This is a genomic window from Aeromonas sp. 62-46, from assembly GCF_001898585.1.
Lineage (GTDB): Bacteria > Pseudomonadota > Gammaproteobacteria > Enterobacterales > Aeromonadaceae > Aeromonas > Aeromonas caviae.
This window is the reverse complement of record NZ_MKUI01000035.1, coordinates 25,856-41,232: the sequence shown is the minus strand read 5'-3', so window position 1 is coordinate 41,232 and position 15,377 is coordinate 25,856. Positions and strand designations below refer to the sequence as shown.

The window sequence follows — 15,377 nt, the reverse complement described above, 5'->3', positions numbered from 1 at the left end:
GATGACTCAGATGAAAAATGTCTGTGGTGCCCTGCTCCTCTGGGCCCTTTGTTCCCTCCCGGCGCAGGCCGTCTGCCACTGGCCGGAGTGGGATCACTTTCGCCAGCACTACATCAGCGAAGAGGGCAGGGTCATCGACCCTGCCGAGGGGCGCCGCATCACCACCTCGGAAGGCCAGAGCTATGCCCTCTTCTTCGCCCTGGTCAACGATGACAGGGAGACCTTTGCCCGCCTGCTCGACTGGACGGAGCGGCAGCTCGCCCGAGGGGATCTGACCGGCTTCCTGCCATCCTGGCTCTGGGGCAGGCAGCAGGACGGCAACTGGGGCGTGCTGGACGCGAACAGCGCGTCCGATTCGGATTTCTGGATAGCCTACAGCCTGCTGGAGGCAGGTCGCCTGTGGGACAACCACAGCTACTCTGCCCTCGGCACCCTGTTGCTGCGCCGCATCGCCCGGGAAGAGGTCGCCACGCTGCCGGGTCTCGGCCCCGTGTTGCAGCCCGGGGCGAAAGGCTATGAGGGGGAGGGACGCTGGACCCTCAATCCCAGCTATCTGCCTCCACAACTGCTGGCCAGATTCGCCTCCTTCCAGGGGCCCTGGGGCGAGATGCGGGCCCTCTTGCCCAAGCTGTTGCAGGAGAGTGCGCCCCGTGGCTTTGCCCCGGACTGGGTGGACTGGCAGGCCGACAAGGGATGGCAGGTGACGGCGGACAAGGGCGACACCGGTGGCTATGACGCCATCCGCGTCTATCTCTGGCTCGGCATGCTGAGCGAGGAGGATCCCGCCAGGGCTTCCCTGGTGGCCCATTTTGCCCCCATGCTGGCGCAGCTGACCGAATCGGGTCATCTTCCCGAGCGGGTCTCCAGCCTGAGCGGCCAGGTTCAGGGCAAGGGGCCGAGCGGCTTTGCCGCCGCCCTCCTGCCCCTGTCACGGGGCTTGCCGGCGCAGGTCACCTTGCGCAAGCAGGTCTCCGATCACGGGCTGGATGCGGATGCCTACTACGGCAGCGTGCTGACCCTGTTCGGCGCAGGCTGGGATCAGGGGCGTTATCGCTTTGCCGCCGACGGTACCCTGCAGCCGGATTGGAGCGAGTCATGTCAGGCAGAGTGACCCTGGGGTGCCTGCTCGCCTGCCTGATGAGCGGAGCCCTGGCGCAAGGGACGGTACAGTCGGTGGCCTGGCTGCTGGAGCAGGTCAGGATTGGCGAGGCTCGTGGGCGGGAAGATCTCGTCAGCAACAGCCTCTATTCCCTCTCCCTGGTGGAGCCCGATCATCCGGAGCTGCTGGCAGCCCAGGCCCGTCAGGCCCTGCGCCAGGGCAAGGTCAAGGAGGCCGGGGCACTGCTTGCCCGCCTTGGCAAGCAAGACCCCGACTCTGCGCTCTATCGTCAGGGCATGGCCAACCTGGCCCTGAACGAACCGGCCAGGCGCCAGCAACTGCAACAAGCCAGGCTGCTGACCAGCGCCGGCAGGCTGGAGGAGGCCGAGCGTCTCTATCGCTCCCTGTTCTCCGGTGATTTGCCCCCCAATCTCGACGTGGCGGTGGATTATGCCCTGTTGCAGACACGGATCCCGGCCATGAAGGCGAAGGGGCTGGCAGCCCTGGAGGCACTCAACCGGCAATATCCGGGTGAGCCCAGAGTGCGGGGCGGGCTGGCTCGCCTCTATCTGGCGGACGGTCGGCGCCAGGGGGCGCAGAACCTGTTGCGCGAGATGGCGCGAGATCCCTATCAACGGGACGAGGCCGCCGAGATCTGGCTCGCGGACATCGAATCCCTGCCCATCGGGCCCGGGAGTATCGCTGCCTTGCAGGAGTACATGGTGCTCTTTGGCGAGGGGGATACCACCAAGGCGGAACAGCTGCTCGCTACCCAGGAGGAGAAGTGGGCCTCGCCTGCCTATCGCGCACGCCAGTCGGCGCTCGCAAGCACGGCGGGAGGTGGTGCCTCCATCTCCCGCTTGCAGCGTGCCCTGGCTGCCAACCCGGGGGATCCCGAACTCATGGGGGCCCTGGGGCAGGCCTACTCCCGCAACGATCAGCGAGCGCTGGCCATCGCCCAGTTTGAACGGGTGCTGGCACACCCCGAGGTGACCGACAAGGACAAATGGCGCAGCCTGCTGGCCACCAACCGCTACTGGCTGCTGGTGAGCCAGGGGCGCAGCGCCCTGGAACGGGAGCAGTGGGATGAGGCGGCGACCCTGTATCGCCGTGCCATCGCCCAGGATGGGCGTGAGCCCGAAGCCTGGCTGGGGCTCGGAGACAGCGAGCGTGGCCGCCATCGCGATGCCGACGCGGAGTCCGCCTACCGCAAGGCGCTCGCCATGGGGAGCGCGCGGGAGCGGGCACTGGCCCGCCTGTTCGATCTCTACAAGGAGCAGGATCCGGCGCGTGCTCTGGCCCTGCTGGAGCAGCAGGGCCCCCCCGGGATGCAGGCCGAAGGGCGGCGGCTCAAGGCCGGGCTGTTGCAGGAGGAGGCCGATCAGCTCGATCGGGCCGGCAAGGTGGCGGCGGCGCTGCGCCTTCGCGAGCAGGCACTTGCGCTGACCCCGGAAGAGGTGTGGCTGGCCTATCGAGTGGCCGATACCCGGGCCCGTCTCGGGGAAGCCGGGAGCGGGGAGCGGCTCTTGCGGGAACGGCTGGCGGCGCGGCCCCAGGACGCCACCCTGCGCTACGCCACCGCCCTCTATCTCTCGGGGCAGGACAAGACGGTGGAGGCGAGAGGGGTGCTGGCCGCCATCCCTAGGTCCGGCTGGACACAGGACATGGATGCGCTGGATCGGCGCCTCGCCCGTGACGAGGTGCTCGCCAGGGCGAGGGCGAGTCACGAGGCCGGGGATGATGAGGGGGCCGAACGCCTGCTTCAGCCGTTGCAGCCGGCTGAAGAGGCGAGCCTGATGCTGGCGGAGTGGGCCACGGATCGGGGGGCCTATGCACTGGCGGAGCAGCGCTATCAGGAGGTGCTTGCCCGCACGCCGCAACAGCCCGAGGCCAGGCTCGGCATGGCCGAACTGGCCAGGGCCAGGGGCGATCTGGCAAAGGCCCGTCACTGGCTGCCCGCCTGGCCGGTCAGCCCGCTGCCCCCGGAGGGGGCCAACTACTACCGCCGGGTAGCCAATCTCTATCAGGCGCTGGGAGAGGGCGAGACAGCCCGCGCCATCTTCACCGACTACGAACCCCTGGTGGCGATGCAACCGGCCTCCCAGCAGACGGCGCTGTTCTGGCGCGATGCCGCCCGCCAGCGCGTTGCCGAGCATGATGTGGAAGGGGCTCTGGTGCGGGATCGCAAGGGGCTGGTGGCCGCAGGTCTGGCCCCCCGCGAGGATCTGGAGGGGGGGGCGCTGACCCGGCTGGCCCGCAGTCAGGATGGGGAGGGGTGGCTGGCATCCGGCCTGCGCAGCGATCTCGACAGGCATTACCGGCAGAGCCAGACCACCTTCTCCCTCGACAGCGATTATTGGGGCTCCAGCGGTACCGGGGGCTATTCGGATCTGCGGGCGCTGACCCAGATGGCGCAGCTGGATACGTCGCTGGCCGGTGGTACCGCCTTCGGCCGCCTTGAACTGGTCGACATGGATACCGGAGATCTGCCGGACTCCCCTTACCGGGCGCAGTTCGGTACCTGTGCGGCCAGGGACTGCCGCGGGGACGCGCACCAGCAGAGCCGGGGGACCACCCTGGCTGCAGGCTGGCAGCGGGGGGCCTGGGCGTTCGATCTGGGGACCACGCCCCTCGGTTTCGAGGTGGTGGACTGGGTTGGTGGCGCCACCTTGACCGGTGACTGGCACACGCTGGGGTGGGGGATGACCCTCTCGCGTCGGCCCGTCAGCAGCTCGCTGCTCTCCTATGGGGGAACGGTGGATCCGGGCACGGGCATCAGCTGGGGCGGGGTGCGGGCGAACGGGGTCCGCCTCGATCTCAGCCGGGATCTGGGAGGGGCCGTCGGGTTCTGGGGCAGCGCCCAGCAGCACCTGCTGACCGGCAAGAACGTGCCCGACAACTGGCGCACCCGGCTCATGGGAGGGGGCTATTACAAGTTCGTCAACGAGACCCATCGCCGTGCCAGCGTGGGGCTCAGCACCATGCTGTGGCACTACCAGCAGGATCTGGGGGGCTATACCCTGGGACAAGGGGGTTATTACAGCCCGCAGGGGTACTTCTCGCTCTCGGTGCCGGTCAGCTACCGGCAGCGTACCCCGGACTGGTCATGGGAGCTGGGGGGATCGGGATCCTGGTCCTACGCCCGCACCGACGACAGCCGTCGCTACCCGCTGGAAGGCCTGTTGCCAAGCGGTTTGCCAGACAGAAATGCGCCTGTGAAAGGGGGCAGCAGCAGTGGATTCGGCTACACCCTGAATGGCGTGGTGGAACACAGGCTGACGGAACACTGGCGCATCGGTGGCCGGGTGGACATCCAGCAGGCGGATGACTATGCCCCCAGCCATGTCACCCTGTTCCTGCGCTACACCTTCAAGCCCTGGCAAGGGGATCTCGATATGCCGCCAAGGCCTCTCACCCCCTACGCGGACTTCGACTGACAGGGGCGCCCGTCATCACCGGGCGCCCTTATTTCAGATAGGAACGCAGTACCCTCACCACCTGATCCAGATCGTCCAGCCGCTCGGCATGGGTCGCCTCCTCGGCGCCAAGATGCTCGCGCATGTGCCCCTCCAGCACCTCCAGCATCAGGCCGTTGACGGCGCCGCGGATGGCGGCGATCTGCTGCAGGATGGCGGCGCAGTCTGTTTCCTGTTCCAGGGCGATCTCCAGGGCACCGGTCTGCCCCTTGATGCGCCTGACCCGTGCCAGCAGCTTCTTCTTGTCGTGAACCGTGTGTGACATGCAGGATCCTCTCGATCAATAAAACTATACTGGGGTATAGTATATAGCATCCTCGTTTTCAGGAGAAATCCATGCCATCCCTCGCCTCATCCCACTGCCACCACCCCGTCGTCCACGAAGGGAATCCCCTGGCCGAACAGAAGACCCGCTGGGCCGTGCTGCTCACCGTCGTCATGATGGTGGCGGAGATCGGTGGCGGCTGGTTCTACAACTCCATGGCGCTGCTGGCCGACGGTTGGCACATGAGCTCCCATGCCCTGGCCCTCGGCCTCTCGGTGCTGGCCTATCGCGCTGCCCGCCACTTCGCGCGGGATCACAGGTTCAGCTTCGGTACCTGGAAGATAGAGGTGCTGGGGGGCTTCAGTAGCGCCCTGCTGCTGGTGGGGGTGGCGGGGTTGATGCTGTTCGAGTCGGTGGCCAGGTTGCTGGACCCCAGCCCCATCCATTATCAGCAGGCGATCGGCATTGCCCTGCTGGGCCTGCTGGTGAATCTGGCCTGTGCCTGGCTGCTCAGGGACGATCACGGCCATCACCATGGTCACGACCACCATCACGGTCATCACGACCACTCGCACGATCACCACCACGGCCATCAGGATCTCAACCTGCGCGCCGCCTACCTCCACGTGCTGGCGGACGCGGCCACCTCGGTGCTGGCGATTCTGGCGCTGGTGGGAGGCATGTTGTGGGGGGCGGACTGGCTGGATCCCCTGATGGGCATCGCCGGGGCCGTGCTGGTGGCGGTGTGGGCCAGGGGGTTGCTGCGTGATACCGGGCGCGTCTTGCTGGATGCGGAGATGGATGCGCCCCTGGTGGACGAGATCCGCGAGGTGATTGCCGAGCTGCCTGGCGCCGAGATCCGCGATCTGCACGTCTGGCGGGTGGGGCAGATGCAGTATGCCGCCGCGATGTCGTTGCAGATGGCGACCCCGGTCCCGGCACAGGCGATCCGCGAGCGCCTCGCCATCCACGAGGAGCTGGTGCACCTGACCATCGAAGTGTCTGCCGACTGACACCCCTGGCGGGTGTCAGCGGGGAGGCTCGCTCCCCTGATCCTGCCAGAGGGAGCCCAGCATCAGCCTCAGCAGCAGTCCCGGCGGGTCGTCGAGCAGGCGGCCCGGCTCCAGCAGCAGGTGGCCGTCGGCATGAAAGCCCAGGCTGGCGTGAACCTTGCCTTCCTCGCCACACACCTGGAGGAGGCCGTTCAGGGAACCCCCCTCGCCGGGTTGACAGCGCAGCCGCAGCTCCCGTGGTTCCCCCAGCAGGGTGAAGGCGCGGGCGAGGGGCGGGCTCTCTTCATAATCCGGCCAGTTGAAGAAGTGATAGCGTTCGGCGAGCACGCCGGCCTGCTGGCAGAACTGATCGAACAACTGGGCAATGCCCTGATACTCCTGGTCCAGCCGCCTGGCCTGCTCCTCAATCCGTTTCATCACCCAGCCCCCTCTATCCATTTGATTGGACATTGATTTCGTCACTCGCTCCCCTCTTCTCGCTGGTATGGGCCGAAAGCGGTGCCAGGTCTGTGAGCGCGATCGAATTTTCGTTATGAAAACGTTATCTTGTTGATGCGGATTGGTTTTTTTTGCCCATCCGCTCACATTTACGGCAATTCCCGCTGATTAATATGACACCGCTCGGCAATGACCGGGTACTCGGATATCGAGACTAACTACAGCGGGAATTATAAAAAAATGGATATGAAAAAGACCAAAGTGGCGCTGGTAACAGCCTCACTGCTCGCGCTTTTGTCAGGCTGTAACGACAACAGTTCTTCTGCTCCTGCCCCTCAGGATGAGCCCGTCGCTCGTCTTCCCAACGTCCAGCCCCCGGCCGAACTGCTGACGGCCGGCCCCGACGAAGCGGTCATCGCCCTGGTGGATACCCAGACCAGCGCGGCGCGCGGTGTCACCGGCCCGTTCGCCAGCCACAGCCTGCACCTGTGGAACAACGACGCCTGCAACTCGACCTCGGAGGGCGGCCTCAACACCGGTTGGGATGACAAGAGCAAGACGCCGTCCGCGGCGGACAGTTTTGGTCCGGCCTGGGTCGTGCCGCTCTCCAAGATGGAAGGCTGCATCAACTTCATCGCCCGCAACGGCGATCTCGCGAACCTGACCGGCAGCGACATGAAGGTGGTCTTCAACGACCACCCGGATCGCACCGTGGCCATCGTCGCCGGCAAGAACGAGATCTTCGGCAGCCGGGCGGAAGCCTTCACCGCCGCCTTCGGCGTGGCGGGGGCCAGTGCCCACCTCATCGACGACAACACCCTGATTTGGCAAGGGGGCAAGGACAAGCCCTATGTGCGCCTCTACTACACAGAGTCAGGCACCATCACCGCAAACAGCGAGGGTGTATTCGATTTCCCCTACCTCAAGCTGACTCCGACCAGCCTGACCGAAGAGCAGCAGGCCAAATACCCGCACCTCAAGGATGCCGCCGCCTTCGCCCTGCCTGCGGGGAAAGATCTCAAGCCCCTGCTCAAGGGTGAGCTGGTCGCCATCGGGACCGATGCGGACGGCATCCTGCAGGGGGCGACCCTGGTGCAGAGTGCCGGTGCCCTCGATGCCCTTTACAGCGAAGCGGCCACCAAGCTGGCCTACGGCGCCGTGGTGGAGGGAGGCAATGTCACCTTCCGGCTCTGGGCACCGACCGCCAAGTCGGTCAAGCTGGCGCTGTTCGACGAGCAGCACAAGTCGCTTGGCGAGCGCGCCATGACCCTGGACGAGGCCAGCGGCAGCTGGAGCGTGCAGGGGGGCAGCGATCTTGTCGGCAAATACTACCGCTACGACATCCAGGTCTATCACCCGGTCAGCCGCAAGCTGGAATCCTATCAGGTGACCGACCCCTACTCCTTGAGCCTGGCGATGAACTCCGAGTTCAGCCAGGTGGTGGATCTCGACGATCCGGCCCTCAAGCCGGAAGGCTGGGACAGCCTCAAGGCGCCCCACAGCCAGAAGAACCCCGCCGACATCACCATCTATGAGGCCCACGTCCGGGATCTGACCGGCAACGACGAGTCGACGCCGGTGGAGCACCGCGGCAAGTTCCTCGGGCTGACCGACAGCGACAGCGTGCCCGTCACCCACCTGAAATCCCTGGCCAAGAGCGGCGTCAGCCACCTGCACCTGCTGCCGGTGTTCGACATCGCCACCGTCAACGAGGACCCGGCCAAGGTGGCCAACATCGGCGATGACTTCAGCAAGCTGTGCGAGGTCAATCCCGAGGTCAAGAACTCCAGGTTTGCCAGCCACTGTGGTGGCGGCGAGACCATCGAAGCCGTGCTCGGTGATCTGCAAGCCAGCGACAGCAAGGAGAACCCCGTGGTGCAGGAGCTGTACGGCTATCTGCGCGGGGTGGACTCCTTCAACTGGGGCTATGACCCCTACCACTACACCACCCCGGAAGGCTCCTACGCCACCAATGCGGAGGGGACGACCCGGATCAAGGAGTTCCGCGAGATGGTGCAGGCCATCAAGCAGAACATCGGCATGAACGTGGTGATGGACGTGGTCTACAACCACACCAACGAAGCGGGTCTCGGTTCCAAATCCGTGCTCGACAAGATTGTGCCCTGGTACTACCAGCGCCTCAATCCGGAGACCGGTTCGGTGGAAAACTCCACCTGCTGCTCCAACACGGCGCCGGAACACGCCATGTTCGCCAAGCTGATGGATGACTCCCTGGTCACCTGGGCGCGGGACTACAAGATCGATGCCTTCCGCTTCGACCTCATGGGCCATCACCCGAAAGATCAGATGGTGCAGGCCCTGGCCGAGGTGAAGAAGGTCAATCCGGACATGTACTTCTACGGTGAGGGGTGGAACTTCGGTGAGGTACAGGATGACAAGCGCTTCGTACAGGCGACCCAGAAGCACCTGGCCGGTACCGGCATCGGCTCCTTCTCCGACCGGCTGCGTGATGCGGTGCGCGGCGGCAGCCCGTTCGACGGCGGCGAAGCCATTCGCAAGACCCAGGGCTTTGGCAACGGCGCCCTGGTGGATGCCAACGAGCTGGACGGCGTCGATCTCGCCACCGCCCTGCATCAGTCCGATCTGGTGCGCCTCGGCATGGCGGGCAACCTCAAGGAGTTCGTGCTGACCGACAAGGACGGCATTCCGAAGAAAGGCTCCGACATCGACTACAACGGTCAACCGGCGGGCTATGCCCAGGATCCGACCGAAATCCAGAACTATGTCGACAAGCACGACAACCAGACTCTGTTCGACAACCTGGTGTACAAGGCACCCGCCGGGGCCGACCTGGTGCGGATGCAGGGGGTCTCTCTGGCGACCGCCATGCTGGGTCAGGGCATTCCCTTCACCCACGCGGGTGTCGAGCTGCTGCGTTCCAAGTCCATGGAGCGGGACAGCTACGACTCCGGTGACTGGTACAACCGGGTCGACTACGGCTTAAGTGACAATAATTTTGACAAAGGGCTGCCGCGCAAGGACAAGGACGAGGCCAACTACGAGCTGATCGAGCAGGTGCTCGGCCAGCACGCCAAGCCGGGTTCGGCCGAGATGCATCAGATGGTGAACTTCTACCAGGAGCTCTCCGAACTGCGTCAATCCTCTCGTCTGCTGCGTCTTGGCAGCGGCGCCGAGGTGATCAAGCGGGTCGACTTCCGCAACACCGGCCCTGAGCAGATCCCGGGTCTCATCGTGATGAGCGTGGATGACGGGGTGGGCGCCGGTGCGGATCTGGATCCGGCCATCGACGGCCTGGTGGTGATGATCAACGCCACCAATCAGCCCCAGAGCATCGGCGATTTCCGTGACGGCAAGGATCAGCCCATCGATCTGACCGGCATGGTCCTGAGCGGTGCCCACCGTGACTCCGACAGCATCGCCAGCGGTGCGGCCAATGACAGCGGTCAGCTGACCCTTGGCGCCTGGTCGGCGGCGGTGTTCGTCAAGCCGCAGAGCGGTGCCCAGGGCGCGGGGCTGCCGGTGAGCAAGAAGACGGATCTGAGCACCTTGCCTCCCTTCGGTGACACCGAGGTGTTCGTGCGCGGTTTCCTGAATCAGTGGGATCCGGTCAACAAGATGAACTTCAGTGGCAACTTCACCTATGAGTTCACCACCGAGGTGACGGCGGATCAGCTGGGGTCGACCCAGGTGAAGATCGCTGGCAACGAGTGGAGCGGCCCCGTCAATTACGGCAAGTGCAGCGATACCGACCAGCTTGCGACCGGCCAGGTCAATACGCTCTGTGCCAATGGCGGGGATCTGCCGTTCAACGTGGAGAAGGCTGGCACCTACAAGTTCGTCTTTACCGCCATGAACAAGGACAAGCCGACCCTGAGTATCAGCTACACCGAACCGGCGCAGAGCTGCAAGGTGCTGGATACCGTCGCGGGCAATCCGCTCGGCTTCCCGCTCTATGTGCGTGGCAGTCTGAGCGACTGGAACGCCCAGCCGGCCTACCAGCTGAGCTACAAGGGGATGGAAGGCAACCTCGCCATCTATCAGGCCGCCTTCAACTACGCGGGCAGCTTTGACTTCAAGTTTGCCAACGACGATGGCAACTGGAGCAAGCAGTTCTTCGTGAAGGATGCCGGTGGCACCCTGATCGCACTGGAGCCCGAGCAGGTTTACCCGCTCCAGCACGGCGACGGCGGCATGGGCAACAACAGCATCACGCTGGAACAGGGTCTGTGGAGCTTCCTGGTGAAGGTTGACCCGACCCAGACTTCCGGCGAGGTGGGCAGCGTCATCATCCAGGAGTGCAGCGCCAAGTAAGTCTTTCCCATCGAGCCCGGGGCTGGCTCGGCAGCCCCGGGTTGAATTCCGCCTCGCCAAGGGCGGGATAACACCGAGAGAGTAAGCAAAGCGCGACTGCCGACCGGCAGCCGCGCTTTTTCTTTGCTGTGGGCGAGGCAATAAAAAAGCCGCCCCGTTGGGGCGGCTGTTGGTTGTACCGTTAACGGCCGGACTAGCGTTTTCGCAGCAGGCGCAGGGCGTTGGCGGTGACCAGGGCGGTGGCGCCGGTGTCGGCCAGCACCGCAATCCACAGGCCGGTGATGCCGAGCAGGCTGGTGACCAGGAAGATGGCCTTGAGCCCCAGCGCCAGCGCGATGTTCTGGTGGATGTTGGCCAGCGCCGCGCGGGAGAGCCGGATCATGGCGGCGACCCCGCCGAGCTGGTTGTGGGTCAGTGCCGCATCGGCGGTCTCCAGCGCCACGTCGGTACCGCCTCCCATGGCGATGCCTATGCTGGCCCGCTTCATGGCCGGGGCGTCGTTGATGCCGTCGCCGATCATGGCCACCTTGCGGGTGCTGGCGAGCTGGCTTATCTCCTCTACCTTGCCTTCCGGCAGCAGGCCGGCGCGCCAGCCCATGCCGAGCTCGGTGGCGATCGCCTCGGCGGCGCGGGGGTTGTCCCCGGTCAGCATGATGCTCTGCAGGCCAAGCTGGTTGAGCTCTTGCAGCGCCGCAGCCGCCTCCGGCCGGATCTGGTCGCGCAGGGCCAGCAGGGCGGCCGGGGCGACGTCGGGCTGACCGAGCACCACCACTGTCTTGCCTTGCTGCTCCAGGGTGGCGACCCGGGCCTGCATCGCGGCATCCAGGGTGGCGACCCGGCTCGGCGCCAGCAATTGCCAGAGGGAGCCGTCGATGCGACCTTCCACCCCCATGCCGGGCAGGGCACGCAGCTCCTGGGCGGCAGCGAGGCTGAGGCCCCGTTCGCTGGCCGCCGTCACCACGGCGCGGGCCAGCGGGTGGTGGGAGCCCTGCTCGATGGCGGCCGCCAGCGCCAGCAGGTCGGCCTCAGGCTGGCCATTGAGGCTCACCAGCTCGGTCAGCTGCGGCTTGCCCAGGGTCAGGGTGCCGGTCTTGTCGAAGGCCAGGGTATCGATGTGGGCGAGGCGCTCCAGGGCGGCGCCCCCCTTGATGAGGGCCCCCTGCCGGGTGGCTGCCGCCAGCGCCGAGGTGACCGCCGCCGGGGTGGAGATGACCAGGGCGCAGGGGCAACCGATGAGCAGCAGCGCCAGCCCGCGATAGACCCACTCATCCCAGCCCTGGCCGAAGGCGAGCGGCGGTACCAGCACTACCAGCAGGGCGACCAGCATCATGGCCGGGGTGTACCAGCGACTGAAGCGGTCGATGAAGCGCTCGATGGGGGCGCGCTGGGTCTCGGCTTCCTCGATGAGGTGCAGGATGCGGTCGATGGCGTTGTTGCCGGGTTCGGACACCACCTCGAGGCGCAGCACCCGATCCGCCGCCAGACTGCCGGCGGGGACCTTGTCACCCCGGCGGCGCTCCACCGGGATGGATTCGCCGGTCAGGGCGCTCTCGTCAAAGGCGCCGAGGGGGTCGAGCAGGCGGGCATCGGCGGCCAGGCGGGCACCCGGGGCGATTTCGATGATGTCACCGGGGCGCAGCTGGTCGGCAGCGACTTCTTCCCGCACCTCGCCCTCGGCAGTGGTGCGGATGCGCAGCGCCTTGTCGGGCACCAGCGCCATCAGGGCGGTGACCCCGGCGCGGGCGCGGCCGGCGGCGTAGGCTTCCAGATGTTCCCCCAGCATGAACAGCAGCAGCACCATGGCCGCTTCGGCGGTTTCGCCGAGGAACAGGGCCCCCACGGCGGCGACCGTCATCAGGGTCTCGATGGCGAAGGGGGAGCCGCTTCTGGTCAGTGCCCACGCCTTGCGGGAGATGGGCCACAGCCCCCAGAGGGTGGCCAGGGTAAAGAGCGGCTGACCGAGCTGGTTCGGCAGCAGGGCCGCCATCCCCATCAATCCGGCGAGCGACAGGGGCTGCCAGTATTTGCCGAGCAGGTTACTGACCCTCTGCATCTGCGGGCTGCGGCCCGGTTCGCTGCGAGCCGTGTTCTGAACGCCTCCTTTGAGCTGGAAGCCGGCGGCCAGCACGGCGGCGGTAACGGGATCGGGGGAGAGGCCGGGGGCCAGATCCACCACCAGCTTCTCGGTGGCAAACAGCACCCGAGCCTGCTGTACGCCCTCCACCCGGCTGACGGCGGTCTCTATCTTGCGGGCACAGCTGGGACAATCCATGCCCAGCACCTGCCAGCTATGGCGGCGGCTGTTCTGCTCGGGGGTAGCCAGCGGCGGCTCGGTCGCGGCGGCCGTGTGGGCGTGCTCGTGCCCCTGCTCATGATGATCGTGCTCGTGGGCTGTGTCGGTGGCGCAAGTGCCTCTGGGGGGCTCTTCATCCCCCGGGCCGTCTGCGCCACTTTGCCCCTGATGATCGTGGCGGGTCGGGTTGGCGACACCACTGGCCTGTGCCCCGTTGTCGCAGCAGTGGCTGGTGTGGCTGTGCCCGGCCTGTGGGGTGGCGGCCTTGCTGACGGCCTTGATGGGGGCAGCGGCGTGTTGATGGCTGCAGCAGGATTTGCTCATGATGCGTTCCTCTTGAGGGATCCCGCCCCTGCGGGATCCTGGATGACTGAGCCGAGTGTAAACCTTGGTGTAAAGTCCAAGGTCAAGCCCTCTTCTCCTCTTTGTCCGGGGCCATGTCAGTGGCCGCTGAGCTGCCTCTGGAGCAGGGGGGATGCAAAGGGATGCCAAATCCCTTTCATTAGCGGGTGTTTGTCATCCCGTGGCGGGCCTATACTGGGGACCCTGGATCCCACATCAATCATCAAGGACCTAACATGAGCAATACCGTCACCCTGCAAGGCAACCCCGTCTCCGTCTCCGGCCACTTCCCCGTTGCCGGTGAGCAGGCCAAGCCCTTCTCCCTGGTTGCTGGCGATCTGTCCGATGCGACCCTGGCGACCTTCGCCGGCAAGCGCAAGATCCTGAACATCTTCCCGAGCGTCGACACCCCGACCTGCGCCACTTCCGTGCGCAAGTTCAACGAGCAGGCAAGCGCTCTGAACAACACCGTCGTGCTGTGCATCTCTGCCGACCTGCCGTTCGCCCAGGCCCGTTTCTGCGGCGCCGAGGGTCTGGACAAGGTGGTGAACCTCTCCACCCTGCGTGGCGTCTCCTTCCTGCAGGACTACGGCGTGGCCTTCTCCTCCGGCCCGCTGGTGGGTCTGGCTGCCCGTGCCATCGTGGTACTGGATGAGCACGACAAGGTGCTGCACAGCGAGCTGGTGGCCGAAGTCGCCGACGAGCCGAACTACGCCGCCGCCCTGGCCGTTCTGTAAGTCGCGCCACAGGCTGATTGCCTGACGGCCTGCCCCGTTCACACGGGGCAGGCCGTTTTTATTGCGCTCCCGAACCTTTTACTTATGGGGTGGGTCTGGCTAGACTTCGCCTCCACATCCTCGTTCAGCCTGTATCTGCGATCCCCATGACGTTTGACGAACTCGCCCTTGACCCCGCCCTGTTGCCCCTGCTGCCCGCCGCGCTGGAAAAACCGACCCCCATTCAGCAGCTAGCCATTCCTGCTGCCTTGTCAGGACGGGATCTGCTTGCCCTGGCCAGGACCGGCAGTGGCAAGACCCTGGCATTCGGCCTTCCGCTGCTGCAGAGGCTGGACGCAGCCAGCGACCGGGTACAGGGATTGGTACTGGTCCCCACCCGGGAGCTGGCAAGCCAGGTGAGCGCCGCCCTGCAGGAGATTGCCGACGGGTTGGGGGTGCGCCTTCTGACCCTGTGTGGCGGGGTGGCCCAGGAGTGGCAGGAGCGGGAACTGGCTCTCGGCCCCCAACTGCTGGTGGCGACCCCCGGACGGTTGCGGGACTTGCTGGCCCAGCAGACGCTGGGGCTGGGTGCCCTGCGCATGCTGGTGCTGGATGAAGCGGATCGCCTGCTGGAGATGGGGTTCTGGCCCGATATCCAGTGGCTGATGAAGGCAATGCCGGAGGCGCGGCAGCAGATGCTCTTCTCCGCCACCTTGCCGGTCGAGCTGGAGAGCCTGGCCTCGGGCCTGCTGCAGGATCCGGTGCGCATCGAGGCCGAGCCGCTCAACAGCCTGGTGAACGACATCGAGGAGCGGCTCTATCTGGTCAACAGGAGCAGCAAGGTGCCTGCGCTGATCGCCCTGCTGGAGGCCGGAGAGTGGCCCCAGGTGCTGGTCTTCATCAGTGCCAGGGACGACGCGGACGGGGTGGCCAAGAAACTCGCCAGGGCTGGCATGACGGTGGCGGCCCTGCACGGAAACAAGGATCAGGCCACGCGGGAGCAGGCGCTGGCGGATTTCAAGGAGGGCAGGGTGCGGGTGCTGGTGGCCACGGACCTGATGGCGCGCGGCATCCACGTGGAGGCATTGCCCGTGGTGATCAATCTGGATCTGCCGGAGCATGCGCCCGTCTACGTGCATCGTATCGGTCGTACCGCCCGTGCCGGACAGAGCGGTCTGGCCATCTCCCTTACCTGCCACGGGGATGGGGAGGCGCTCGAGGGGATCCGGGCCCTGACCGGTCGGCCCCTGCCCCTGGCGGCGCTGGCAGGTTTCCCGGTGACCGACAAACCCGCCAGCGGGGAGAGCAAACGGGCGCCAAGAGACAAGCAGGCGAACCGTCGCACCCAGGGCAAGCGCAGCATCAAGCAGTTCAAGGGCAAATCCTGAGACGGACTTCCTGCCCCCGGCGGGAGCCTGTCGTCGTGAAGGAGAGGAGAGATC

The 15,377-nt window shown here is 65.9% G+C and carries 9 protein-coding genes; 6 read left to right on the top strand and 3 right to left on the bottom strand.

Going from position 1 to position 15,377, the window contains the following annotated elements:
* Position 1: 1 nt before the first annotated feature.
* Both bcsZ and bcsC read left to right on the top strand, forming a co-directional pair.
* Positions 2–1,111: a cellulose synthase complex periplasmic endoglucanase BcsZ gene (bcsZ, locus tag BGO64_RS11970; RefSeq protein ID WP_286700725.1), complete on the top strand. Its 1,110-nt coding sequence runs from the start codon at positions 2–4 to the stop codon at positions 1,109–1,111.
* The gene (gene bcsC, locus BGO64_RS11965; RefSeq protein WP_286700724.1) at positions 1,096–4,536 is read left to right on the top strand and encodes a cellulose synthase complex outer membrane protein BcsC; all 3,441 of its coding nucleotides are present in this window, start codon (positions 1,096–1,098) and stop codon (positions 4,534–4,536) included. The genes bcsZ and bcsC overlap by 16 nt, the downstream gene beginning before the upstream one ends.
* Before the next feature lie 28 nt (positions 4,537–4,564).
* Here bcsC and BGO64_RS11960 read toward each other — a convergent pair whose 3' ends face one another.
* Complete coding sequence (locus BGO64_RS11960) at positions 4,565–4,840, bottom strand: metal/formaldehyde-sensitive transcriptional repressor (RefSeq protein ID WP_041210999.1); 276 nt, start codon at positions 4,838–4,840, stop codon at positions 4,565–4,567.
* A gap of 71 nt (positions 4,841–4,911) precedes the next feature.
* On the opposite strand from BGO64_RS11960, the gene dmeF reads away from it, so the two are divergent.
* Entirely contained in the window at positions 4,912–5,853 is a 942-nt protein-coding gene (gene dmeF, locus BGO64_RS11955; protein WP_103260817.1) for a CDF family Co(II)/Ni(II) efflux transporter DmeF, read from the top strand.
* 15 nt (positions 5,854–5,868) lie between these two features.
* Here the strand turns inward: dmeF and BGO64_RS11950 are convergent, their stop codons facing one another.
* Positions 5,869–6,270, bottom strand: a complete 402-nt coding sequence (locus tag BGO64_RS11950) for a hypothetical protein (protein WP_041211001.1) — start codon at positions 6,268–6,270, stop codon at positions 5,869–5,871.
* Between the two features lie 261 nt (positions 6,271–6,531).
* Between BGO64_RS11950 and pulA the strand changes: the two genes are divergently transcribed.
* Complete coding sequence (pulA, locus tag BGO64_RS11945; RefSeq protein WP_286700723.1) at positions 6,532–10,584, top strand: pullulanase-type alpha-1,6-glucosidase; 4,053 nt, start codon at positions 6,532–6,534, stop codon at positions 10,582–10,584.
* A gap of 193 nt (positions 10,585–10,777) precedes the next feature.
* On the opposite strand, the gene BGO64_RS11940 is transcribed toward pulA, so the two are convergent.
* Positions 10,778–13,201 carry a zinc/cadmium/mercury/lead-transporting ATPase gene (locus tag BGO64_RS11940; RefSeq protein WP_286700722.1) on the bottom strand — a complete coding sequence of 808 codons (2,424 nt, stop codon included), beginning with the start codon at positions 13,199–13,201 and terminating at the stop codon, positions 10,778–10,780.
* A 254-nt stretch (positions 13,202–13,455) separates the two neighbouring features.
* Between BGO64_RS11940 and tpx the strand changes: the two genes are divergently transcribed.
* Together tpx and BGO64_RS11930 are read left to right on the top strand one after the other, a co-directional pair.
* The gene (tpx, locus tag BGO64_RS11935; RefSeq protein ID WP_010672853.1) at positions 13,456–13,956 is read left to right on the top strand and encodes a thiol peroxidase; all 501 of its coding nucleotides are present in this window, start codon (positions 13,456–13,458) and stop codon (positions 13,954–13,956) included.
* Positions 13,957–14,102: 146 nt separating this feature from the next.
* Positions 14,103–15,323 (top strand): DEAD/DEAH box helicase, encoded by a 1,221-nt coding sequence (locus tag BGO64_RS11930; RefSeq protein WP_139736411.1) that lies wholly within the window; start codon positions 14,103–14,105, stop codon positions 15,321–15,323.
* The last annotated feature ends 54 nt before the right edge of the window (positions 15,324–15,377 follow it).

Bases quoted from the DNA above. Each gene is read 5' to 3' on its own strand.
- bcsC (WP_286700724.1), top strand. From the start codon at position 1,096: ATGTCAGGCAGAGTGACCCTGGGGTGCCTGCTCGCCTGCCTGATGAGC.
- bcsZ (WP_286700725.1), top strand. From the start codon at position 2: ATGACTCAGATGAAAAATGTCTGTGGTGCCCTGCTCCTCTGGGCCCTT.
- dmeF (WP_103260817.1), top strand. From the start codon at position 4,912: ATGCCATCCCTCGCCTCATCCCACTGCCACCACCCCGTCGTCCACGAA.
- BGO64_RS11960 (WP_041210999.1), bottom strand. From the start codon at position 4,840: ATGTCACACACGGTTCACGACAAGAAGAAGCTGCTGGCACGGGTCAGG.
- BGO64_RS11950 (WP_041211001.1), bottom strand. From the start codon at position 6,270: ATGAAACGGATTGAGGAGCAGGCCAGGCGGCTGGACCAGGAGTATCAG.
- BGO64_RS11940 (WP_286700722.1), bottom strand. From the start codon at position 13,201: ATGAGCAAATCCTGCTGCAGCCATCAACACGCCGCTGCCCCCATCAAG.
- pulA (WP_286700723.1), top strand. From the start codon at position 6,532: ATGGATATGAAAAAGACCAAAGTGGCGCTGGTAACAGCCTCACTGCTC.
- tpx (WP_010672853.1), top strand. From the start codon at position 13,456: ATGAGCAATACCGTCACCCTGCAAGGCAACCCCGTCTCCGTCTCCGGC.
- BGO64_RS11930 (WP_139736411.1), top strand. From the start codon at position 14,103: ATGACGTTTGACGAACTCGCCCTTGACCCCGCCCTGTTGCCCCTGCTG.